The organism is Bacillus sp. T2.9-1 (genome assembly GCF_950097965.1).
Classification (GTDB): domain Bacteria; phylum Bacillota; class Bacilli; order Bacillales; family Cytobacillaceae; genus Niallia; species Niallia hominis.
The window spans coordinates 41,345-61,724 of record NZ_CATNHG010000057.1 but is presented as its reverse complement, the minus strand read 5'-3'; the positions used below and the strand labels follow the sequence as shown (position 1 = coordinate 61,724).

At 36.6% G+C, this 20,380-nt stretch carries 26 protein-coding genes and 1 pseudogene; 17 read left to right on the top strand and 10 right to left on the bottom strand.

The features are described 5' to 3' along the window. Window positions 1-348: 348 nt before the first annotated feature. On the top strand, window positions 349-1,065 hold the full coding sequence (locus tag QQZ16_RS04300; protein ID WP_235252574.1) for an SDR family oxidoreductase: 717 nt from the start codon (window positions 349-351) through the stop codon (window positions 1,063-1,065). Between the two features lie 19 nt (window positions 1,066-1,084). On the opposite strand, the gene QQZ16_RS04295 is transcribed toward QQZ16_RS04300, so the two are convergent. Next, entirely contained in the window at window positions 1,085-2,017 is a 933-nt protein-coding gene (locus QQZ16_RS04295) for a sigma-70 family RNA polymerase sigma factor (protein WP_235252572.1), read from the bottom strand. A gap of 196 nt (window positions 2,018-2,213) precedes the next feature. Here QQZ16_RS04295 and QQZ16_RS04290 point away from each other — a divergent pair, with 196 nt between their 5' ends. Then, window positions 2,214-2,771 carry a DNA-3-methyladenine glycosylase I gene (locus QQZ16_RS04290; protein WP_235252570.1) on the top strand — a complete coding sequence of 186 codons (558 nt, stop codon included), beginning with the start codon at window positions 2,214-2,216 and terminating at the stop codon, window positions 2,769-2,771. 90 nt (window positions 2,772-2,861) lie between these two features. Here the strand turns inward: QQZ16_RS04290 and QQZ16_RS04285 are convergent, their stop codons facing one another. Then, window positions 2,862-3,410: an SDR family NAD(P)-dependent oxidoreductase gene (locus tag QQZ16_RS04285; protein WP_235252568.1), complete on the bottom strand. Its 549-nt coding sequence runs from the start codon at window positions 3,408-3,410 to the stop codon at window positions 2,862-2,864. A gap of 144 nt (window positions 3,411-3,554) precedes the next feature. On the opposite strand from QQZ16_RS04285, the gene tnpB reads away from it, so the two are divergent. Then, window positions 3,555-4,736, top strand: coding sequence for an IS200/IS605 family element RNA-guided endonuclease TnpB (tnpB, locus tag QQZ16_RS04280; protein WP_109768683.1), 1,182 nt, complete (start codon window positions 3,555-3,557; stop codon window positions 4,734-4,736). A 445-nt stretch (window positions 4,737-5,181) separates the two neighbouring features. Here the strand turns inward: tnpB and QQZ16_RS04275 are convergent, their stop codons facing one another. Together QQZ16_RS04275 and QQZ16_RS04270 are read right to left on the bottom strand one after the other, a co-directional pair. Beyond that, window positions 5,182-6,309, bottom strand: a complete 1,128-nt coding sequence (locus tag QQZ16_RS04275; protein ID WP_109768681.1) for a hypothetical protein — start codon at window positions 6,307-6,309, stop codon at window positions 5,182-5,184. Continuing rightward, on the bottom strand, window positions 6,293-6,826 hold the full coding sequence (locus QQZ16_RS04270) for a sigma-70 family RNA polymerase sigma factor (RefSeq protein WP_109768680.1): 534 nt from the start codon (window positions 6,824-6,826) through the stop codon (window positions 6,293-6,295). Before QQZ16_RS04270 ends, QQZ16_RS04275 begins: the two co-directional genes overlap by 17 nt. A 158-nt stretch (window positions 6,827-6,984) precedes the next feature. On the opposite strand from QQZ16_RS04270, the gene QQZ16_RS04265 reads away from it, so the two are divergent. Next, window positions 6,985-7,893, top strand: coding sequence for an NAD(P)/FAD-dependent oxidoreductase (locus tag QQZ16_RS04265; protein WP_109768679.1), 909 nt, complete (start codon window positions 6,985-6,987; stop codon window positions 7,891-7,893). 48 nt (window positions 7,894-7,941) lie between these two features. Here the strand turns inward: QQZ16_RS04265 and QQZ16_RS04260 are convergent, their stop codons facing one another. Further along, entirely contained in the window at window positions 7,942-9,099 is a 1,158-nt protein-coding gene (locus tag QQZ16_RS04260) for an SAM-dependent methyltransferase (RefSeq protein ID WP_235252578.1), read from the bottom strand. Window positions 9,100-9,277: 178 nt separating this feature from the next. Here QQZ16_RS04260 and QQZ16_RS04255 point away from each other — a divergent pair, with 178 nt between their 5' ends. The 7 genes from QQZ16_RS04255 (at window position 9,278) to QQZ16_RS04225 (ending at window position 12,914) form a co-directional block, all read left to right on the top strand. Next, a complete protein-coding gene (locus QQZ16_RS04255) occupies window positions 9,278-9,784 on the top strand; it encodes a GNAT family N-acetyltransferase (RefSeq protein WP_109768677.1) in 507 nt (168 codons plus the stop codon). Next, a complete protein-coding gene (locus QQZ16_RS04250; RefSeq protein ID WP_235252566.1) occupies window positions 9,781-10,266 on the top strand; it encodes a GNAT family N-acetyltransferase in 486 nt (161 codons plus the stop codon). The genes QQZ16_RS04255 and QQZ16_RS04250 overlap by 4 nt, the downstream gene beginning before the upstream one ends. Window positions 10,267-10,285: 19 nt before the next feature. Next, a complete protein-coding gene (locus QQZ16_RS04245) occupies window positions 10,286-10,759 on the top strand; it encodes a GNAT family N-acetyltransferase (RefSeq protein WP_235252564.1) in 474 nt (157 codons plus the stop codon). Window positions 10,760-10,865: 106 nt separating this feature from the next. Further along, window positions 10,866-11,312, top strand: coding sequence for a MarR family winged helix-turn-helix transcriptional regulator (locus tag QQZ16_RS04240; protein WP_235252562.1), 447 nt, complete (start codon window positions 10,866-10,868; stop codon window positions 11,310-11,312). Between the two features lie 90 nt (window positions 11,313-11,402). Continuing rightward, window positions 11,403-12,269, top strand: coding sequence for a permease (locus QQZ16_RS04235; RefSeq protein WP_235252561.1), 867 nt, complete (start codon window positions 11,403-11,405; stop codon window positions 12,267-12,269). Between the two features lie 32 nt (window positions 12,270-12,301). Next, on the top strand, window positions 12,302-12,436 hold the full coding sequence (locus QQZ16_RS04230; protein WP_268817950.1) for a hypothetical protein: 135 nt from the start codon (window positions 12,302-12,304) through the stop codon (window positions 12,434-12,436). Continuing rightward, the gene (locus QQZ16_RS04225; RefSeq protein ID WP_109768673.1) at window positions 12,420-12,914 is read left to right on the top strand and encodes a GNAT family N-acetyltransferase; all 495 of its coding nucleotides are present in this window, start codon (window positions 12,420-12,422) and stop codon (window positions 12,912-12,914) included. The genes QQZ16_RS04230 and QQZ16_RS04225 overlap by 17 nt, the downstream gene beginning before the upstream one ends. Window positions 12,915-12,961: 47 nt before the next feature. Here QQZ16_RS04225 and QQZ16_RS04220 read toward each other — a convergent pair whose 3' ends face one another. Continuing rightward, a complete protein-coding gene (locus QQZ16_RS04220) occupies window positions 12,962-13,432 on the bottom strand; it encodes a GNAT family N-acetyltransferase (RefSeq protein WP_235252559.1) in 471 nt (156 codons plus the stop codon). A 193-nt stretch (window positions 13,433-13,625) separates the two neighbouring features. Here QQZ16_RS04220 and QQZ16_RS04215 point away from each other — a divergent pair, with 193 nt between their 5' ends. From QQZ16_RS04215 to QQZ16_RS04195, 5 genes are all read left to right on the top strand, one after another. Further along, window positions 13,626-14,267: an FMN-dependent NADH-azoreductase gene (locus QQZ16_RS04215; RefSeq protein ID WP_109768671.1), complete on the top strand. Its 642-nt coding sequence runs from the start codon at window positions 13,626-13,628 to the stop codon at window positions 14,265-14,267. Window positions 14,268-14,443: 176 nt separating this feature from the next. After that, window positions 14,444-14,869 (top strand): DMT family transporter, encoded by a 426-nt coding sequence (locus QQZ16_RS04210; protein WP_235252557.1) that lies wholly within the window; start codon window positions 14,444-14,446, stop codon window positions 14,867-14,869. A 12-nt stretch (window positions 14,870-14,881) separates the two neighbouring features. Continuing rightward, window positions 14,882-15,595: a Crp/Fnr family transcriptional regulator gene (locus QQZ16_RS04205; protein ID WP_235252555.1), complete on the top strand. Its 714-nt coding sequence runs from the start codon at window positions 14,882-14,884 to the stop codon at window positions 15,593-15,595. Between the two features lie 3 nt (window positions 15,596-15,598). Beyond that, window positions 15,599-16,075: a DMT family transporter gene (locus tag QQZ16_RS04200; RefSeq protein ID WP_109768668.1), complete on the top strand. Its 477-nt coding sequence runs from the start codon at window positions 15,599-15,601 to the stop codon at window positions 16,073-16,075. Window positions 16,076-16,141: 66 nt separating this feature from the next. Then, a complete protein-coding gene (locus QQZ16_RS04195) occupies window positions 16,142-16,867 on the top strand; it encodes a YjjG family noncanonical pyrimidine nucleotidase (protein ID WP_235252576.1) in 726 nt (241 codons plus the stop codon). On the opposite strand, the gene QQZ16_RS04190 is transcribed toward QQZ16_RS04195, so the two are convergent. Beyond that, a complete protein-coding gene (locus tag QQZ16_RS04190; protein ID WP_251627889.1) occupies window positions 16,864-17,316 on the bottom strand; it encodes a CBO0543 family protein in 453 nt (150 codons plus the stop codon). The two genes, QQZ16_RS04195 and QQZ16_RS04190, sit on opposite strands and share 4 nt — an antisense overlap. Before the next feature lie 161 nt (window positions 17,317-17,477). Then, window positions 17,478-17,891, bottom strand: a pseudogene (locus QQZ16_RS04185) (substrate-binding domain-containing protein); the annotation flags it as partial. Between QQZ16_RS04185 and QQZ16_RS04180 the strand changes: the two are divergent. Further along, complete coding sequence (locus QQZ16_RS04180; RefSeq protein ID WP_342395192.1) at window positions 17,839-18,678, top strand: beta-galactosidase trimerization domain-containing protein; 840 nt, start codon at window positions 17,839-17,841, stop codon at window positions 18,676-18,678. The pseudogene QQZ16_RS04185 and the gene QQZ16_RS04180 overlap by 53 nt on opposite strands. Window positions 18,679-18,730: 52 nt before the next feature. Here the strand turns inward: QQZ16_RS04180 and QQZ16_RS04175 are convergent, their stop codons facing one another. Further along, on the bottom strand, window positions 18,731-19,642 hold the full coding sequence (locus QQZ16_RS04175; RefSeq protein ID WP_284561138.1) for an SDR family oxidoreductase: 912 nt from the start codon (window positions 19,640-19,642) through the stop codon (window positions 18,731-18,733). A gap of 31 nt (window positions 19,643-19,673) precedes the next feature. Continuing rightward, window positions 19,674-20,294, bottom strand: a complete 621-nt coding sequence (locus QQZ16_RS04170) for a cupin domain-containing protein (protein ID WP_109768664.1) — start codon at window positions 20,292-20,294, stop codon at window positions 19,674-19,676. Window positions 20,295-20,380 lie beyond the last annotated feature (86 nt).

Sequence of the window (20,380 nt, the reverse complement as noted above, 5' to 3'; positions counted from 1 at the left end):
TTAATATACATAAAAGTTCGTGTTTTTCAGTTTGGAAAAAAGTTTAAAAACGAAGTGAAATGGAGCGGAGGACGCTCGACTCCTGCGGGAAATAGAGGAAAGGCTGAGACCCCGCAGCGCATGCGAGGAGGCTTAGCTTCCTCCCCGGCGCATCGTGCGTCTGTAGCGCAATGGAACGACTTAGTTTTTACACTTAACTATATTTAAAAACTTAGATAACCATCATGAGAAAGTAGCTTTATTTAAGAGCTAAATTAGAGATTGTTCGTCTTTAAAGATTGGTTATTTAGTTTTGTCCCAGCCTCCTCCTTATATTAGAAATGTAAGTAAAATATAGGAGTGATAGGAATGGAACAAACAAAAGCGAAAGTTATAATCATAACAGGAGCTTCTAGCGGTATTGGGGAAGCTACAGCAAAATTGCTTGCAAAGAAGGGAGCAAAAATTGTTCTTGCGGCGAGAAGAGAAGATCGACTCCAAAAGGTATGCAACGAAATAGAAAAAGAGGGAGGAGACTCAATTTTTCTTAAAGTGGATGTCTCTTCTACTCAAGATATGCAAGAATTAATAAAGTTCACTTTAGAACATTATGGAAGAATCGATGTACTAATAAATAATGCAGGAGTTATGCCGTTGTCACAATTGCAGGAATTAAAAGTTGATGAATGGGATCGAATGATTGATATTAATATAAAAGGTGTATTGTATGGTATTGCTGCTGTTTTACCAACCATGCGAAACCAAAAAGGAGGACATATAATCAATATCTCTTCTGTTGCTGGTTATCAAACAAGTCCCACTTCAGCGGTATACAGTGGGACAAAGTATGCTGTCCGAGCAATTACCGAAGGGTTGCGACAAGAGGAATCACCAGAATCAAACATCCGTACTACAATCGTATCACCTGGGATTGTGAAGACAGAATTAACAAATTCAATAAGTTCCAGAGAGGTTAAGGAAATGGTGTCTAAAACAGAGGGGTTTTCTATTTCACCCATAAGTATAGCAAGGTCCATTGCCTTTGCGATTGATGAACCCGAAGATACATCCATCAATTCCTTTTAGGTAGTGAACCGTCCCTCTGTTACCATTTTAATGGTGGTTTATCTAATTGGGCTTGTATTCCTAGCTCGTGTGCTGCAGCTAAAATAAATTCTTTTCGGAAGAAGTAGCTTTGATGGCTCACGATTTTGCCATTCTCTATTTCTTGTGATTGAATATCATGAATTTTTAATCCGTCGTCGGTTGCGGCTAAAACGATAATAACTGGTTTTCCCCATAGTATTTTTTCTACTGCTGTATGACCAGGTAACCCATAGATTAGGGAGCCGTTACGCATTTCGTCTTTAGAATATTCTTGGAAGCCAAGGAATGCTTCGTATTGAGCTTGATCACTATATAGGCGTAACATCTTATCTAAATTTCCTTCATTGAAAGCTTGCAAGTATGCCTGAATCGTTTCTTTCTGTGCAGAATTAGTTCCTGCATAATTTTCGGATTTAGAAAAGTCTAAAGAAGCGATTTTTTTCCTAGCCCGTTGAACAGCAGAATATACCCCACCCGGAGTACTTTTTACAATTCCAGCAACTTCTTCAGCGCTAAAGTGGAAAACATCGAGAAGAAGAAAGGCCGCTGTTTGTTTCGGCGTTAAATTTGATTCCAAGGAAAGTAGAATCTCTTCTAAGAGTAAATGATCAGAAAAAGCAATGGAGGGAGTTTGAATATCATCTAATATTCCAATCTCTCTTTTTCTTTTTCTGCATTGATCAATCCAAGCGTTTGTTGCAATTCGAAAAAGGTAGTTCTTTTTATCTGTAATCTCATGCCACCTTTGCGGAGCCATTCCAAACGATTTAATGATGGTATCTTGATATAAGTCTTCTCCATCCCATGGAGACCCTGTAATATATTTACAATAGTTCCATAAGGCTTTGGAGTGGGATGCAATCATTTCTTCAAATTCATGTAATAGTTTTCTAGATTCATCGGTAAAAATTTTTGTAAAATGCTTTTCCATTGTTTTTTCCCTCCTTAACTTCTTTCACATGTATAACGGTTAGGTAGTGCAGAATTATACGGGATATGTATATTATTTGGTTAATTTTATCATCGAAAGAAAGGAGAAGCGAGGTGATTGAATCTAAATATGACATGATGTTGTCTAGGTAAATGATTTATACTATTAGTAATATTAATGAAAAGAGGATGGTTATATGGAAACTAGATGTGCATGGGCAAATTCTAGTGAAATGATGCGAGATTATCATGATAAAGAATGGTGTGTGCCAAGTCATGATGATCAGTACTTGTTTGAACTGTTGGTGTTAGAAGGAGCACAGGCTGGATTGTCTTGGTCAATCGTGTTAAAAAAGCGAGATGCATATAGACAAGCTTTTCATCATTTTGATTTAGAATACTGTGCAAACTTAACAGAATTAGATATGGAAAATATCAGAACCAATACGGAAGTTGTGAGACATCCGTTAAAGATTAAATCGGTTAAAAGCAATGCATTAGCAATCATGGAGATACAAAAAGAGTTTGGCAGTTTTGCGGAATTTTTATGGGCTTATGTAGATGGAAGTCCAATCGTATCCAACTGGCAATATGATAGCCAAATTCCTGCAGAAACCAATCTTTCAAAAAAAGTCAGTAAGGATTTGAAAAAAAGAGGCTTCAAATTCGTCGGCCCTGTAACCATTTATTCCTATCTACAAGCCATCGGGATAGTTAACGATCACATTAGTAGCTGTGCCTTTCATGGGAATTAAGAATGCGGGGGAACCAGATAGGCATTTTCCTGATCCCTCGCTTTTTTGTTCATAATATGATAAAGGGAAGCGGGACAACTGTCCTTGTAATTACTTAAATAATAGAGGAGTTTCTTCCCATAATGTATGAGCAGCTTCTTTATCAATAGCCCATGGTTTGACACCGATTCTATCGGTGTCGTCTGTAGCTATGGGAGCAATGTCTCCATTTTCGCAATAAACGCCACCATATCCTGCTAGTTGTTGGCTAACTGCACACCATACGATGGTTGCAGCACCTTCTTTGATGGTTTTGTGTTCATTATTGTAGCTATCGTAGCCTCGTTCTCCGTTCTTATTAATTGCTCCCATTTCCGACAATTCTTCATCTGTTAAATTATGAGAGAGGTTTGTAACAATACTTCCTGGATGTACCGCAAAGGATCGAATATTGTCTTTTTTATATAATTCATCAAGCGCAACACTCAATAAGGAAACTGCTGTTTTTGATTGCCCATAAGCCACCCACTTATCATAGGGGGTGTCGATAAAGTTAGGATCACCAAAATGAAAAGGAGAGAACCAATGAGCTCTTGAGGTTATCTGGACAACTTTTGCACCATTCGCTTTCTTTAGTTCTGGCAGCAATGCTTTCGTCATTTTCCGACAGAAGACTCCTTCTTCCATTGTGTGCAGGGCTTTAGCCTAACAAAAAGAGGGAGATGGATGTCGGTTTGCGATAGCCAAAACACATCCTCTTATAGTAAAATAAGAACATATATTCGTGTTAGGGGAGTGAGCGCAGTGATCGTTAATAAAGCATATAAGTTTCGTATCTATCCCAATAAAAAACAAATGGAACTCATCAATAAAACGATTGGTTGTGTGAGGTTCACATACAATTTCTTTCTAGGTAAGCAGAAAGACAAAGACGCTTATTGGTATATTGTTGAAAAAATGGTTCAAAATAGTCAACTTTCAACGAATAATTGGAAAGAAAAATGTTTGAACAAATATGAAACAGTAAAGGCAATTCCAGAATTAAAGAAACACTATTCTTTTCTGAAAGAAGTGGATAGTATTGCTTTGCAGAAATCGGTTGAAAACTTGGCTGATTCTTTTAAACGATACTACAAAAAGCAAAATAAGTACCCACGCTTTAAATCGAAGAAGAATCCTGTGCAATCCTACACGACAAAGCATACAAACGGAAATATTGCGGTTGAAGGTAACTATATGAAGCTGCCTAAACTTGGCCTTGTTCGCTTTGCCAAAAGTCGTGAAGTCGAAGGCAAGATACGGAGTGCTACCATTAGACGCAATCCGTCAGGAAAATACTTCCTTTCCATCTGTGCAGAAGTGGAAGTGATAGAGTTACCTAAAACACATTCCGCTATTGGAGTAGATGTTGGGCTAAAAAATTTTGCTATTCTTTCAGATGGTACAACTTTCTCTAACCCTAAATTCTTTCGCACATTGGAAGAAAAGTTAGCTGAATTTCAACGAATCATGAGCAGACGAACCGTTGGTGGCTCAAACTGGTATAAAGTCAAACGAAAAGTGGCCCGCATTCACGAGAAAATGGCAAACGCAAGAAAGGATTACTTGCACAAAATCTCCACTGATATTGTCAAAAACCACGACATAATCGGGATGGAAGATTTGTCCGTATCAAATATGTTAAAAAATCACAACCTTGCTAAAGCCATTAGTGAAGTATCATGGTCAGCATTCAAAACCATGATGGAATACAAGGCAAAATGGTATGGAAAACAAGTGGTGACAGTGGCAAAGAACTTTCCATCCAGTCAGCTTTGCTCCTGTTGTGGCTACCAAAACAAAGTTGTTAAAAATCTTGGCTTACGTGAATGGGAATGTCCAAAATGCCATACCCATCATGAAAATCGAGATATTAACGCAGCAATCAATCTCAAAAAGGAAGCGTTAAGACTTCTAACCGCAGGAACTGCGGGGGTAGCCTACTAAGATAACTGAAGGATACTTTGGTGTTCGTAGGAATCTCCCCCTTCAATCAGACTGTAAGGTCAATAAGGGGTGAGTAGTTCAAGTAACTAATTTAATAGTACTTAAAGGCTCTGCCTGTGTGTAGAGTAATCGGAATTAGTATGCCTATTTTTAAATAAGCCTTTCATTAGCGGTTATAAATGGGATGGAAAGGGGGAGAATTGTCCTCTCTTTTGTATTTTCTATTTTCTTCCTTCCAGTTATTTCAAAACACAGGCTGCAAAGACCTGTGTTTTTTTATAAGCAGAATGGAGGAATATAAATGGAAGAAAGACAAAAAGCGATAGTAGTAGGAAGAAGACTATAATCGTTATAGGGAATATATTGTTTAATAGAAAGAGAGCGACAGTTTTATTAATTCTTGGAAAGAGGGGATGGAAGGAACCGTTCCTTCCATCCCCCTGCTTCATTCTACAACCTGTATATACATGGAAAAATCTGCTGATTCTCCATTTACGATTAAAGTTCCATCGTCGGTGAAACGTGGAACGACTAATCGTTCGTTAATGTTATTAAAAGTTGGTAGTTCCTTTAAGACATCGTCTTGTAATTGATATAATTTTACTGTATCGGAGTTGTTCTTCTTTACACTTAATGCAATGAATTCCTTATATATAGCAAAATTATTAAACGGAGGCGTTTTTATTTGATGAAAATTGCCATTAGAGAGATCAATGTAGCCTAAAATAGTTGGGCTCTCGTCTTCATTTGAAAATGCGGCATATATTTTATTGTTTACTAAGGTAACATATTCTGCTGATTTATAAGGAACTTTATATTTTCCAATCTGTTCAAGAGTTGTAATATCATAGACATAGAACACTGTTTCATTGCTGTTATTTGTTTTGAATTGTTCAGGAATAACAAGGATGTTCTCATATAAATCAGCCTTGCTATTTCTTCCAATTCCTAAGTTTTCATGTATAATGCCTTCCTCCATGGTTGTTAAGTTTATCCAGTTATATCCATAAGCATCACTATAAATCATCCTATTCTCTTTAAGCTGTAAATCCCCAATAACATTGTTTAGTTGTTTGGGCTGCATTTGTGTTTTTCGATTTAAAATATAAATGTCATCATTTCCTTTTCCCCAAACAAGCCAATTTTCATTCGCGGCCATTTTATAAATATCAATATCTTCCGTAGACTTAACAAGTACTTGCTGTGAGTGAGATGTAAGTGAATAGGAATAGATTATTTTGTTATCGGCAAAAATTAATTCATTCGTACTTCTTATAAAAATAGAACGAATGAAAGAAGAGTAATCTACGTTCGGAATGGTTATCTTTTCTAATGGTGTGTCAAATGTTTCGTATGAAGAAAGCCGATTTAATAGAGAAGGTCCAATTAAAATAATAAGGAGACCTATGATGGCGAGTGTACTGAATATAGGACGGAATAATTTTCTTCTAGGAGGAGTTGATCTTTTCATGTGAGTATTGGCAGTTTGTAAAATTTTTTGTTTATTTTCTTTGGAAAGAGTTATATCACTAGGGATTGTTTCATCTAATAATTGTTTAATATTTTTTGACATGTTTCATCTCCTCCTCGCTAATTGTTAATTGCACTTTTTTTCGTCCTCTTGCTAATCTAGTTTTAACTGTGTTGCTGGAACAATTTAATATATCACTAATTTCTTTTACCGATAATTCTGCATAATAATATAGCCAAATTACTTCCTTATATTTTATTGGAAGTCTATTAAGTATGGCAGCAATATACGATTTGTTTTCTTGCTTTAAATAAGCATCTTCTGGTGATTCTTTATCAATAAGAAATATACTAGCAAGCTTGGAAACTTCTATTTTTCGAAAAGCCCAGCTTTTAAAATAATTTCTGCATTCATTTACAGTTATCCGGTATAAATATGTTTTAATGCTGGATCTACCTTCAAATTGATCGAGATTTAAGTAATAACGGATAAACACCTCCTGCACAATATCCTCGGCTTTTTGTTTGTCTTTCACGAGAGCAAAAGCAAGTCGGGTTAAATAATGACCATAGGTATCCATCGCGTTTGTAAGCAATTTATCTCTTTCTTGCTTCTCCAAATTCCCCTCCCCTTTCTATCTATTGATTTAGACAAAACAAATAGAAAAACGGTTTCTTTATTTAAGGATTTTTGAACCATTTTATATAAATTAATTCTAGCACTATATTTACTAACCTCTTCATATAATTAAAAGAGGAAGAAGAGGGGGTACTTTAGGTGAATATTTTTGATTGCGTTATTATCGGTGCAGGTCCAGCTGGAATGAGTGCTGCGCTCATATTAGGGAGAGCAAGGCGAAATATTGCCATATTCGATGATGGGACAAATAGAAATAGGGTTAGCCATGAATCCCACGGTTTTATTACAAGAGACGGGATAAGCCCTCAGATGTTTAAAGAGTTAGGAATGGATGATTTAATGAAATACACGAATATTTCTTGTTTCAAAGCTAGGGTAACCAACATTGAGAAGGCTAGAGGTGAAAGGGGACTACTGCTAGTTAAAACAAAACATCATGATGAATACTTAACGCAAAAGCTTATTATTGCAACTGGTGTTCAAGAGGTAATCCCAATTCCGAATGCAAGACTATATTATGGAAAAAGTCTGTTCAGTTGCCCTTACTGCGATGGATGGGAATTACGGGATCAAGCGCTAATTGTTATTGCCCATACCGAAGCACAAGTCTTACATATGGGGAAACTGGTTTATAATTGGTCAAAAGATTTAGTCATTGCGACAAATGGAGCGGCAGTTTCAGAGAAAATAACAGAGGATTTTCAGAAAAGAAATATCTCTATCATAACAGAACCGATTAAAAGGCTATTAGGGGAAAATGGCTATCTTCAGCAAGTCGAGTTTAAATCTGGACAAAGGATTACGAGAACAGGTGGTTTTATCGTTCCTTCCTATTATCGATCTAATCAATTTGTGGAGCAGCTTGGGTTAGAGGTTCATCCTAATGGAGTTGTAGCGACGGACGGATTTGGTCGTACCACTTGTAAAAATGTTTATGTGGCAGGAGAAGCAGAAAAAGCAGGCGCATCCACTGTCGTCCTTTCTGCTGCAGACGGTAGTAGGACCGGGGTGGCAGTAAATACAGACTTAGTAATGGAGCAGTTTTAAAAGAAGCGGAGGGAGTAGAATCCTCCTGCTTCCATTAGAAATGATTTCCTATCCTCTTGTCATTGGCAGCTGGTTGCTGCTATTTTTAACGAGTAAATATTGAATAACATCAATATTGCTTGCTTTAAAGGAAGCGGCACATGCTTGCAAATATAAGTCCCACATCCGGATAAAACGTTCATCTTTTATTTTCCGAACTTCCCCTAGATTAGCAATAAAGTTAGCATGCCAAATTTCTAATGTTTTTTGATAATGGCGGCGAAGACTTTCTAAATCAACTAATTGTAGACTTGCTGTCGTCATATGATTAACAAGCTCCGAGACACCAGGAATATATCCGCCAGGGAAAATATATTTATTGATCCAAGCGTTGGTTGCGCCACCTTGCTGTCGTGATATTCCGTGAATCAAGGCTACTCCATCTTCTTTTAGCAAATGGTGAACCTGCTGGAAGTATGCTTGTAGATTCTCTTTGCCTACGTGTTCAAACATCCCCACACTAGTGATCCGATCAAATGTCTTATCCTTTAAATCACGATAATCCATTAAATAGACGGTTATGCTTTCTGATAATCCTTTTTCTTTTGCCATTTTCATCACATAGTCATACTGTTCTTGACTTAAGGTGATGCCGGTTGCCTTAACTTGATAGTCTTTTACAGCGGTAAAAATAAGATTTCCCCACCCACAGCCAATATCTAATAAATGTTGGCCAGGAGCTGGATTTAATTTTTTTAAAATATGATCAACCTTATTTTGCTGTGCAGTTTCTAATGTATCTTCAGGAGTTTGGAAATAGGCACAGGAATAAGTCATGGAACGATCTAGCCAAATTTTATAAAAATCATTGCCAATATCGTAATGATTTTGGACATCTTCTTTACTTTTTGTTTTAGTATGGGACTGTTTGGGAAGAAATTTTCTAAATTTATTACTTTGCATAAAGCTGGATGCATTTTCATAGGCAGAGGCAATTAAATCCTCTAAACTGCCTTTTATTTCTATTTTTCCATCCATATACGCTTCTCCTAAAGCTAATGAAGCATTATTGTAAATATCTTTCATACGAATAGGCTTTTTGAAAATAAGTTCTATTGCAGGATCGCCGTTACCATAGACAGCTGATTTACCATCCCAATAAGTAACCTTAACTGGAATGGTGAAGGAATTGCTTAAAATAGATTTATATATGGTTTTCTCGAACACACCATTCACCCCTTAATCCCCATTGTTTATGTATAATTTTACCTCTATTTCATGAAATATGTGGTCAATATGCTCAAATGGAATAATAGGTGGATATTTTGAGGAAAAAATCATTCCTTGCAAGAGGGAGAATGGTAAGATGGAAATAGGCAGTATAAACGAAAAAGAGGTGAATTAAATGGAATTTATAAAGGCAGAAGCCAATAGGTTAGCAGAAATTAATAGGATATATGTAAAGTGCAAAGAAAATCTAATCAAAAAAAATATCTTTCAATGGGACGAACACTATCCAAATGTGGACTATTTTCAAGAATGCATAGAAAATAAAATGCTATTCGTTTTATTAGAAGAAGATAAGATTGTAGGACATGTGGTATTAAATGAATGGCAAACAGAGGAGTGGAAGACCATTCGATGGATTGGAAATAATCCTTTGATTATTCACTCTCTCATGATTGACCCCAGTTACCAAGGTAAAGGAATAGGGGCAATAATGGTCAAGCGTATGGAAGAATACGCTCTTTTAAATGAATATGATAGCATCCGATTAGATACATTTTCCGGAAACCCTCAAGCTCTTAAGTTATATAAAAAGCATGGATATGTAGAAAAGGGGGAGGTTATCTTTGTCTCTAAGCCTGTTGGACATCAAAAATATCTTTGTATGGAGAAGGAATTAATATGAATATTACCGCTATTACCGAAACGAACCGTGAAAATGTACGATCATTTTTCCAATCTCATTGGGGAAGCGCGGAAATGGTACTTTCTACAGGTATTTATGATTGCAGTGCTTTAGATGGATTTATTGCCTGGAATATAGAAGGAGCAATGATTGGTTTAATAACCTATATATTAAGAGATACAGAGTGTGAAATTATCTCTTTAGACAGTATAGAGGAAGGAAAAGGCGTAGGGACAAATCTTTTACGCACGGTTGAACAATCAGCCAAACAAGTTCCATGCAATCAGGTCAAAATAATTACCACAAATGATAATGTACTAGCATTAAAGTTTTACCAAAAAAGAGGCTATTACTTATCGGAATTGTTAGTGGACGCAGTAAAGGAAGCTAGAAAGATCAAACCAGAAATACCTTTGCTTGGGAACCATGGTATTCCTATTAGAGATGAAGTGGTGCTTGTTAAGACGCTTTCTATAAAATAATGACGCTGAGGTGATTAATTTGGCTATAACATTGGAACTTTATCAAGAAAAATATAAGCAGGAACTAGAAGAATATTTTTTATCGGAGGAGCAGTTATACTATACTAGTATGCCGCTTGATGCTTTAGAAAAATGTATAACAGAAGAAAATCGTCATCCTATCGTCATTTTAAAGGATGGTGCGGTTGCTGGTTTCTTTGTCCTACATGGATGGGAGGGAGTAAAGGCATATAGTGAGAATAAAGAGGCTATTCTAATGCGGGCTTATTCTATCCAGCATTCTTTTCAGAGACAAGGGGTAGGAAGGAAATCTGTGGAGCTATTAATCCCTTTTGTGAAAAAATATTATCCAGCAAAAAAAGAAGTAATTTTGGCTGTTAATGTGAAAAACACCAGAGCGCAATATGTTTATCAGAAAGCAGGGTTTGAGGATACTAGAAGAAGAGTGATGGGAAGGAAAGGAGAACTAATTATTTTCAATCGGAAAGTATAGATAGGACTGTTCTTAAAGAACAGTAAAAAATAATAGTTGCAAAATGCAAATAATAACGTATAATGAAAGTAGCTTCAATATTTTAACAAAGGAAGGAGGAGCTAGGATGGAAAATCTCCGTGAGATTTTACAAATTACCATGAGAAGATTCGGTGTGCTTGATAAAAATTGTTGTTCTGTTGGAAAAACAGAAATATCGCTTGTCCAAAGTCATATTTTATATGAAATTGATAAGAGAAGTAATCCGTCAATGCAAGAAATAGCAGAGCTTCTTGGAATGGACATTACAACCTTTAGTAGGCAAATTCAATCTTTAGCAAAAATGGAATTAGTGAATAAGCAGCAATCCATGACAGATAAAAGAGTATATGTACTCCATTTAACAACACAAGGAAAAGCAATTGCGACTTCTATTGATACGCAAATGAATCAATATTTAGAGGAAGTTCTCTCTTTTATGTCAGACTTTGAAAAAGAAACCGTCATTCGTTCGCTAAAGTTATTGAATAGTTCCATGGCAAAAAGCAATATGTGCTGTCATCCAGTTAAGTAATGAGGAAAATAAAGTGGCTGTGTTAGATATATTTCCTAATATAGCCTGTGTATAATGCTTGTATTTTACAAGTAAAAGGAGGGATGTTAGATGTGGTACGAAGTGCTGAAAAACTTCGCATGGTTAGTAATGGAATTAACTGTTCTTTTTGTGGTTGTATCTTTTGTTGTTAACTTGCTACAAGGCTTTGTTCGCTATGACAAAGTGGAGATATGGATGAAAAAGACCCCACCCATTGTTAGTGCGCTTATTGCAGTTGTTTTTGCTTTTATCACCCCTTTTTGTTCCTGTTCTACCATACCGGTTGTGGTGAATTTATTGAAAAATAAAATCCGTTTTAGCACCGTTATGATTTTTCTATTCACTTCCCCAGTTCTAGATCCAACTATCCTTACCGTGATGGTTGTTCTAATGGGATGGGAAGTAGCTCTCTATTATACAGTAATCACGACGATTCTTTCGATTATCCTTGGCTTTGCACTAGAGAGATGGGGGTTCGAAAAAGAAGTGAAAAATGTCATTATAAAAAATGCTCTTCAAGCAGAGAAGAGATTTAGCTTAAAAAACACGGTTTCAGAAATTTTAACCTTAATGAAAACTGTTTATCCCTTTTTGTTAATAGGGGCAGGTATTGGAGCGGTGATAGGAGGAATCGTGCCGACAGAGTTTGTTGCAACCTACTTAGGCGGAGAGAATTGGTGGCTGATTCCGATTGCTGCAATTATCGGTATTCCTTTATATATTCGGTTATCGTCAATGATTCCGATTTCTCAAATTCTGATTGCCAAAGGGATGGCACTTGGACCGGTAATGGCAATGATGATTAGCTCAGCAGGAGCAAGTCTCCCGGAGTTAAGCTTATTAAATAGCATTTTTAAGCGAAAATTAGTGTTTGCGTTTGTATTATCCGTTTTCTCGATGTCCACGATTTCAGGCTTTTTGTTTTATTTTATATAAGGGAAACCAATTCGTAGGAGGAATGATTTATCATGAACATTTTGAAAAAAATATTCAAAAAAGAGCAGAAAAATGATTGCTGTAACATTATGATAGAAGAAGTAGGAGAAAAGCAAGAGGGCTGCTGCGAGGGAAAGGAGGAGAGAAAGGATGAGCGTAAAGCTTGAGAAGATTTTGAAAGCGCATTGGACAGAGATAGCAGCTATCTATAGATTGGGTATTCAATCTAGACAAGCCACTTTTGAGACTGATGTTCCAGATTGGGAGAAATGGAGCAGTAGTAAAGATCTGTCTACCAGTTTTGTTTTAATAGATGAAGAGGCGAATAGAGTGATTGGTTGGGCAGCTATCAGTAAAGTATCGAATCGCTGTGTGTATCAAGGAGTTGGGGAGCATAGTGTTTATTTACATCCTGATTATCATCACAAAGGTTATGGGAAATTCTTATTAGATGAATTAATTGAACATTCTGAATCAAATGGCTACTGGACACTGCAATCAGGTATTTTTCCAGAAAATATTGCGAGTATCCAGCTTCATAAAAGCTGCGGATTTAGAAGTGTTGGGATTCGTGAGAAAATTGGAAAGCTAGACGGTGAGTGGAGAGATGTTGTATTGATGGAAAGAAGAAGTACGAAATATTGACTTTTTAAGCCGAGAAGGAGGAAGGTTACCTTCTCGACTCTTTCAGATTATACGGAAGGCTGCTCTAAATTCAACGTCATAAACACACTATTCGGATCTTCCTCATAATCCGAAAATGGCCCGCAATACTCAAATCCTAATCTTTCATACAGTCTTTTGGCAGGCAGGAAAGCATCCATGGAACCTGTCTCTAAACTTAATCGACTATAGCCACGATTTTTGGCTTCAGCGATAATATGAAGAAGTAGCTTCTTTGCTACGCCTTTACGCAAATGATGAGGAGATGTCTTCATAGACTTTATTTCGCCGTGCTTGTTATCTAGTTCTTTTAATGCACCGCAGCCGGTTAGCTCCCCGTCCTCCCATGCACTCCAAAAGGTTACTTCTGGTTTTCTCAATCCTTCCACATCAAGAGCATGTATGCTTTCAGGAGGGGAGTGGAGGGTCATGCTATGTAAGTGATCTTCCAATAAAGCAATGACTTCTTTTGAGGTAACATGATCGATAATAATTTTCATCCCATCAATCCTTTCTAATTATTTATTCCTATTTTACTTTTTTCCTTATTCGAGTGGAATGATTATGCATAATTTAACTGGAAATATTTAATGAAATATCTTTATTTAAAAATATTTGCCTTAGAGGTATTTTGTTTGTTATGATATTCACATTAGTTTTAAATTTGTAAGAGGGAAAGGAAAATGCAATAAAATGAATGTATTAGTAGTAAAAGCAAACAATCGCCCAGCTTCTGAAGCTGTATCAAGCAAAATGTATGAAACGTTTATGGAGTCTATTAAAGGTGCTGAAAACCTTAATGTAAATGTATATGATGTATATGCAGAAGATACTCCTTACTTTGGTCAAGAATTATTCGATGCTTTCGGTAAAGTACAAAGCGGAACAGAATTAACAGATATAGAGCAACGTTTATTAGCTGCAAAACAAAAAGCAATGGATGCTTTAACTGCTGCTGATTTAGTAGTATTCGCATTCCCGCTTTGGAACTTAACTATTCCAGCTAAATTACAAACGTTTATTGATTATGTATATGCTGCAGGTTTTGCATTTAAATTTGATGCAGAAGGTAACATGATTCAACTAATGACAGATAAAAAAGCAATTATTTTAAACGCTCGTGGTGGTATTTACTCTACTCCAGAAGCTGCTTCATCTGAAATGGCTGTTAATTATATGCGTGCAGTATTTGGTGGCGTATTTGGAATGGAAATTATGGATGAGGTTATTATCGAAGGACATAACGCAATGCCTGATAAAGCTGCTTCTATCATTGAAGAAGGTTTACAAAAAGTTGCTGCTGTTGCAAATAAATTAGTAGCACAAACTGTTTAATAGAAATTAACTAGATTAAATAGAGTAACTCCGTCTGAAAATAATTTTTCAAACGGAGTTTTTTTATGGGAAAAAGTTTATACTAGGAAAGGGCAAATTTAGGACATATGTCCTTTTCCTATTTTTAGAATTCGATTATCTTTATAAAGGAAATTAAATAGCAAGGAGTCGAACAAATGAGAGGTATATTATTTGCGTTTATGGGTGGTGCCTTTATTACCCTGCAAGGAGTGGCGAATGCAAGGATTAGCCAGGATATTGGTTCATGGCAAGCCGCTACCATTACTCAGTTTACGGGATTTGTGTTAGCCCTTATCATTTTATTAGTAGTGAAAGAAGAAGCATTTTCAAAATATAAACAAGTAAAGCCATTATATTTAACGGGAGGTTCCTTTGCATCGGTCGTTATTTTTAGCACGATTACAGCGATGCATTTAATAGGGGCCACACTAACCATTTCCACTGCTTTAATTGCCCAGCTGTTTATGACCTTTATTATAGATAGCAATGGTTGGTTCGGTTTGGAGAAGCAGCAGATGAAGATGCCGCAGTTTATAGGAATTGGCATGATGATATTAGGTGTTCTTTTATTAAAAATGTAAGGAGACCCATCCGTGAAAGAGATTGGAAATGTAGAGCAAGTAGAAGAATATATGCGTAAATTTCAATTAGAAGCTATTTTTCCGGAAAAATTGAAAGTGCATTTACATCTTTATGCTTTTAACCAAGGAGAATTTATTTGTACGCAAGGACAGGCATCTGAATATCTTTACATTTTGGTAGATGGAAAGATGAAAATATATACAACGACAGCAGAAGGAAAAACGTTAATTCTTTCTTTTAAAACACCAATAGAAATGGTTGGGGACGTTGAATATGTACGAAATACTGATATTCTTAATACAGTTGAAGCGATAACAGATGTAGTGGTAATAGGTGTCCATAAGCGGCATTTAAAGCAATATGCGAGTGACTATGCACCATTCCTACAGTTTTTGCTGGATATCATAACAAAGAAATTCTATATCAAATCGAACTCGATGCGATTCAATTTGTTCTATCCCGTAGAAGTAAGATTGGCTAGTTATTTATTGTCTGTTTCTTTTGATAAAGAGGATCCTTTATACAATCAGGAACGGAATGAAATTAATTTAAAGGATACAGCGAATTTAATTGGCACTAGTTATCGCCACTTAAATAGAGTGATACAGCAATTTTGTCAGGATGGTCTGATTAAACGGAAAAAGGGATTTATTGTGGTGAAAAATCGGGATGGTTTAACAAGCTTAGCTGGAAAAAGTATTTATGAAGAAGGATTGGGTGAATAAAACATGATATATGGCTTACTTATTGCGTTTATTAGCGGTAGTCTTGTTGGGGTACAAAACATCTTTAATAATCGTGTCAATCAGAAGGCGGGTCTTTGGGCTACGACTACTTTAGTATTAGCGCTAGGATTTATTGCTTCTTTTATTCTTGGCTTTATTACAGAAGGAATGGGTCTTTTTCATCTAGAAAATATGCAGACATGGTACTGGTTCAGCGGGATTATCGGTGTTGGTGTTGTTGTTTGTATGACAAAAGGAATCAGGCATTTGGGAGCAACGTATGCCGTTTCGATTTCCCTGTCCTCTCAACTTGTTTTTGCCTTATTATTCGATTCTTTTGGCTTATTGGGATTAGAGAAGGTTCCATTTACCCCACAGCAGTTAATAGGGGTCCTAGTCATCATCGGTGGAATTCTTGTTTTCAAAATGGGAGGAGCTTCAGAAAAGAAACAGCCTGTGAAAGAACTGGCGAAACGATAGGAGAGTATTTGTATGCAGGGGATAAGGAAAGATGATGGCAAAGCTATCGCGAAGACGAATCAAGCAATGGAGGAAGTAAGGGACGTAAAGAAGTATCAAACTCTGCTTTTCGATGTAGATGATACACTGCTGGACTTTGCAGCTGCGGAAGACCAAGCTTTTCGGTTATTGCTGCAGGAGCAAGGAGTCTCTTATAAGGAAGAATGGAAAAGACAGTACCAACAGCTAAATCAAGGCTTGTGGAAATCGTTTGAAGCAGGGGGAATTACGCGTGATGAGGTTGTTAATACAAGGTTTACTTTATTCTTTGAGAAGATGGGCAAGAAAGTAGATGGAGCTTTATTAGAACAAAGCTATCGTGAATATTTAGGAGAGGGAAACCAGCTGCTAGATGGAGCGATGGATTTAATCGCAAAGATTTCAAATCATTTTGATTTATATATTGTGACGAATGGCATGTCGGCAACACAAGAGAAACGATTAAAATCATCTGGTCTATATCCATTCTTTAAAGCTATTTTTGTCTCAGAGGATACGGGCTATCAAAAACCAATGAAGGAGTTCTTTGATTATTGTTTCGATCGAATTCCTTCCTTTAACAAGGAAACGGCTTTAATCATTGGCGATTCACTAAGCGCAGATATTCAAGGCGGGCATAATGCGGGAATCGATACTTGCTGGATTAACCCACTAAAGATGGATAATAGCTTGGATGTTCAGCCAACTTACGAAATCGCAAAATTAGAAGAGCTATTCCTTCTTTTAAAGAGAGAAAAACAATCGAGCCATTAAAGGAACGATTGTTTTTTATTATCCTTGTCTAATTTTCGAACAAAACCAATGCAGGTTCTTGAAAGGAGAAAAGTGCATGTTTCTGTCAATAAAGTATCATACCAATGCCAGCCTTTATTATATTTTATTAAATTTGTGTATTTTTCTAATAGAACCTCTATAAATGTCATTGGAATACTAAAGTAAAATGATTTGAGTATAATTCCAGGCAATTTGGAATGTTGGCTTATTTGATTATAAGCAACGCAAGTGATTGGGAATAATAAATAATCAAATAAAATATTAATTTGAAAATGCTTTGGCAGAAACCGCACAGGGAAATTGAGCCATTTTTTTGAAGTGACAATGCTATCCACAAAACTGGATAAATATCCTTTAAAAAAGAAGACGAGAAACCAGTCCTTTGCTGGTTTTTTTCTAAAGATAACTGGTAAAAGTCCAATTCCCAAAAGGAAAAGGAATCTTAATATTTTCCGTTCCACTTTCATCACCTGTCTTATTAGCAATATATCCGTCCATATGGTAGGGATAGTTTTTTCATAGTTTATCCAAAGGGAGAGAAAATATGAAAAAAGCATCTGTTCTGATGCTTTTAAGAAAATCTTCTTTTTTATAATGCGCTTTTTCGTTTAATTAATTCCGACTGAAGTAAAACAGTCTTTGGAATCTTTCGTTGATCCAGAATCTGTTCGAGGAGTAAAGAAACACCTGTTTTGCATAGTTCCGGTATATCAATATGAAAGGTAGTCAATGGAGGTGAGACATACTTTGCGACACTAATATTATTCACGCTTATGATACTAACTCTGTTTGGAATGGATATATTATATTCATTAAAAGCCTGAAGACTGCCAACTGCAATCGGGTCAGAAGCAATAAAGAAGGCTGTGGGCAATTCCTCTTTTAAGTCGTCCATTACTTTTTTTGTAACCCTGTAGCCATCATTTACGGAAAAATGTCTTTCGCCAAAAATATACCTTTCGTCAAGTATTCCCAAATCCTTCATATGCATTCGAAACGCCTTAAATGATGCACAAGGGTTCTCCAATGCAACCAAGCAATATCCACAGACACTTCAAAAGCATTATCATAGTTTCTGGAAGAAGGATATTAGTGTTGATATTGTAACATTAAATCAAGATCTTACTTCTTATGATCTCGTGATGGCACCAATGCTTTATATGATGTCTAATGAAACCATTTCAAAGTTAGAAAACTATGTTGCAAATGGTGGAACGCTCGTAAGTTCTTATATTAGTGGGCTTGTTAATGAGACAGACCTTGCCCATCTATCAGGGTGGCCAACGTCCTTAAAACGTATATTTGGGATGGGAGTAAAAGAAACAGATACACTTTATCCAAAAGATCGAAATGTGCTTGCTTATAATGGAAAGCAATATGAAATAAAGGATTACTGTACTATTTTGGAAGCGAAAGAAGCAGAAGTGTTAGGCACTTATATGGAAGACTTTTATCAAGGAAATCCTGCGGTTGTAAAAAATAGCTATGGGAAGGGAAAAGCTTATTTTATAGGTGCTAGAACGGAACAAGCATTTTTAGATGATTTATATGGGGATATCCAAAAGGAAATGAATCTCCAAGTGGAAAACGAAATTGTCCATGAAGATGGTGTATCGGTCCAAAGAAGGGAATCGGATGAGCATTGCTATTTATTTGTCATGAATTTTACAGAACAAAAGCAATCGATTACGGTAAAAGAGCCTTTATACGACCTGCTTACAGAGGAGATAAAGCAAGAGCATATAGAACTTTTACCTTATGAAGTAATGGTATTGAAAAAAGAAAAGTAATATAGGCAATAACCAAAAAGGACGACAGATATTGTCGTCTTTTTGGTGCGTGCTAGGTTGTGACCATAGCACCGCCATTTACATGAATCGTTTGTCCCGTCATATATGAGCCGTCGTCTGAGGCAAGCAGTACGTATACTGGGGCAATTTCGTATGGTTGGCCAGCACGTTTCATCGGCACATCCGAACCTAATGTAGCAATATTTTCAGCGGGTTGCGATGCGGGTTGGATAGGTGTCCAAAATGGGCCTGGCGCAACGGCATTAACCCGAATGCCTCTGGTAACAAGATTATTAGCGAGTGCCCTTGTATAGCTGACAATTGCCCCTTTTGTAGTTGAGTAATCAATTAATTGGCTTACGCCGATATAGGCAACTAGTGATGTTGTATTCACAATACTAGCTCCTTTTTTCAAGTGAGGCAAGGTTGCCTTTGTTAAGTGAAAACAAGCGTGAATATTAACATCGAAGGTTAGGTCCCATTGTTCATCAGATATCGCTGTTAAGTCATTCTGAAAAAATGGAACAGCTGCATTATTAGCCAAAATATCAATTTTACCAAATGTTTCTAGCGTTTTCTGGACAATAGATTCACAATGTTCTTTTCTTCTCAGACCTCCTGAAATAAGCAAGCAAGAGCTTCCATAATGCTCGATAGCCTGTTTGGTTGTTTCGGCATCTGTATGTTCATCATAATAAGCGATAACAATATTTGCCCCCTCTTTTGCAAAAGCCACTGCCACCGCTCTACCGATTCCACTATCCCCACCAGTGATAATGGCAATACGTCCTTTTAATTTACCTGTTCCGATATATTTAGGATTATCAAAAATGGGCAAGGGATCCATTAGGTATTCAAAACCGGGCTGCCTTGATTGCTGTTGCGGCGGAAAAGACCATTCGATTTCTTCACATTTTGTTTCAGATCCATAATGCTTCTTATTTGTCACAGAATTAACCTCCATCCATATGATTTTTTCGGCTACTTAGTAAACATTAATATGGGTAAGGAGGAGAGGAAATGTCTAGATAAGGATGAGCAGTAGGTGAAGGTTGTGTGTAATGATTGATTTGATTTGTTATTCCTCCATTTTGTTCACACCCTGGTGGTGGTCCAAGAATTGTAGATTGTTTGATTGGGGCGATTGCGTTTGCGTAGGCAGTTTCATTTACGCAATATGCTCTGTTAGCAATTTCTTTTGGCAAAAAGCGTAAAAAATCAGAACCAAACACAATATCCGGTTTGGGCTGATCAAAGATAGTAAGGAAATGCGTATTATTTCGCAATGCTACTATCCAATGAAACCAACCTTTTGGAAATTGGGATGCTTGCCCTGGCATTAGATGGTAAGTCATAATGCTTTGAGTAAAGGGATTGAAGACAGACGTCATAGCTTCTCCACTAATGACGAATACAAGTTCATTTACATTTGTGTGCCAGTGCGGCTGAACAATGATTCCCTGATTAAGATGCACATTGAATAATCCAGTATGTATAGCCGGCATTTGATCAGAAAATAACTGTGTAATGTAATTATAAGAATCCCTTCTATAATTAACAGACTGGGTCGAATCACCAAAGAGCTGGAAGGAAGGAGAAGCTGGATTAACAGACATATACAAGCCTCCTATTTTTTAAGTAGAAAATTAATATGGATTACTAGCTTAAATATATACAAAACGAGGTTGCCCTATGAGTGGAA

Excerpts from the sequence above, each read along its gene's own strand:
- QQZ16_RS04195 (WP_235252576.1), top strand. The coding sequence starts at position 16,142 with ATGGAGGAAGTAAGGGACGTAAAGAAGTATCAAACTCTGCTTTTCGAT.
- QQZ16_RS04235 (WP_235252561.1), top strand. The coding sequence starts at position 11,403 with ATGTGGTACGAAGTGCTGAAAAACTTCGCATGGTTAGTAATGGAATTA.
- QQZ16_RS04250 (WP_235252566.1), top strand. The coding sequence starts at position 9,781 with ATGAATATTACCGCTATTACCGAAACGAACCGTGAAAATGTACGATCA.
- QQZ16_RS04275 (WP_109768681.1), bottom strand. The coding sequence starts at position 6,309 with ATGTCAAAAAATATTAAACAATTATTAGATGAAACAATCCCTAGTGAT.
- QQZ16_RS04200 (WP_109768668.1), top strand. The coding sequence starts at position 15,599 with ATGATATATGGCTTACTTATTGCGTTTATTAGCGGTAGTCTTGTTGGG.
- QQZ16_RS04300 (WP_235252574.1), top strand. The coding sequence starts at position 349 with ATGGAACAAACAAAAGCGAAAGTTATAATCATAACAGGAGCTTCTAGC.
- QQZ16_RS04210 (WP_235252557.1), top strand. The coding sequence starts at position 14,444 with ATGAGAGGTATATTATTTGCGTTTATGGGTGGTGCCTTTATTACCCTG.
- QQZ16_RS04255 (WP_109768677.1), top strand. The coding sequence starts at position 9,278 with ATGGAATTTATAAAGGCAGAAGCCAATAGGTTAGCAGAAATTAATAGG.
- QQZ16_RS04230 (WP_268817950.1), top strand. The coding sequence starts at position 12,302 with ATGAACATTTTGAAAAAAATATTCAAAAAAGAGCAGAAAAATGATTGC.
- QQZ16_RS04170 (WP_109768664.1), bottom strand. The coding sequence starts at position 20,294 with ATGTCTGTTAATCCAGCTTCTCCTTCCTTCCAGCTCTTTGGTGATTCG.
- QQZ16_RS04220 (WP_235252559.1), bottom strand. The coding sequence starts at position 13,432 with ATGAAAATTATTATCGATCATGTTACCTCAAAAGAAGTCATTGCTTTA.
- QQZ16_RS04290 (WP_235252570.1), top strand. The coding sequence starts at position 2,214 with ATGGAAACTAGATGTGCATGGGCAAATTCTAGTGAAATGATGCGAGAT.
- QQZ16_RS04285 (WP_235252568.1), bottom strand. The coding sequence starts at position 3,410 with ATGACGAAAGCATTGCTGCCAGAACTAAAGAAAGCGAATGGTGCAAAA.
- QQZ16_RS04215 (WP_109768671.1), top strand. The coding sequence starts at position 13,626 with ATGAATGTATTAGTAGTAAAAGCAAACAATCGCCCAGCTTCTGAAGCT.
- QQZ16_RS04225 (WP_109768673.1), top strand. The coding sequence starts at position 12,420 with ATGAGCGTAAAGCTTGAGAAGATTTTGAAAGCGCATTGGACAGAGATA.
- QQZ16_RS04240 (WP_235252562.1), top strand. The coding sequence starts at position 10,866 with ATGGAAAATCTCCGTGAGATTTTACAAATTACCATGAGAAGATTCGGT.
- QQZ16_RS04295 (WP_235252572.1), bottom strand. The coding sequence starts at position 2,017 with ATGGAAAAGCATTTTACAAAAATTTTTACCGATGAATCTAGAAAACTA.
- QQZ16_RS04175 (WP_284561138.1), bottom strand. The coding sequence starts at position 19,642 with ATGGAGGTTAATTCTGTGACAAATAAGAAGCATTATGGATCTGAAACA.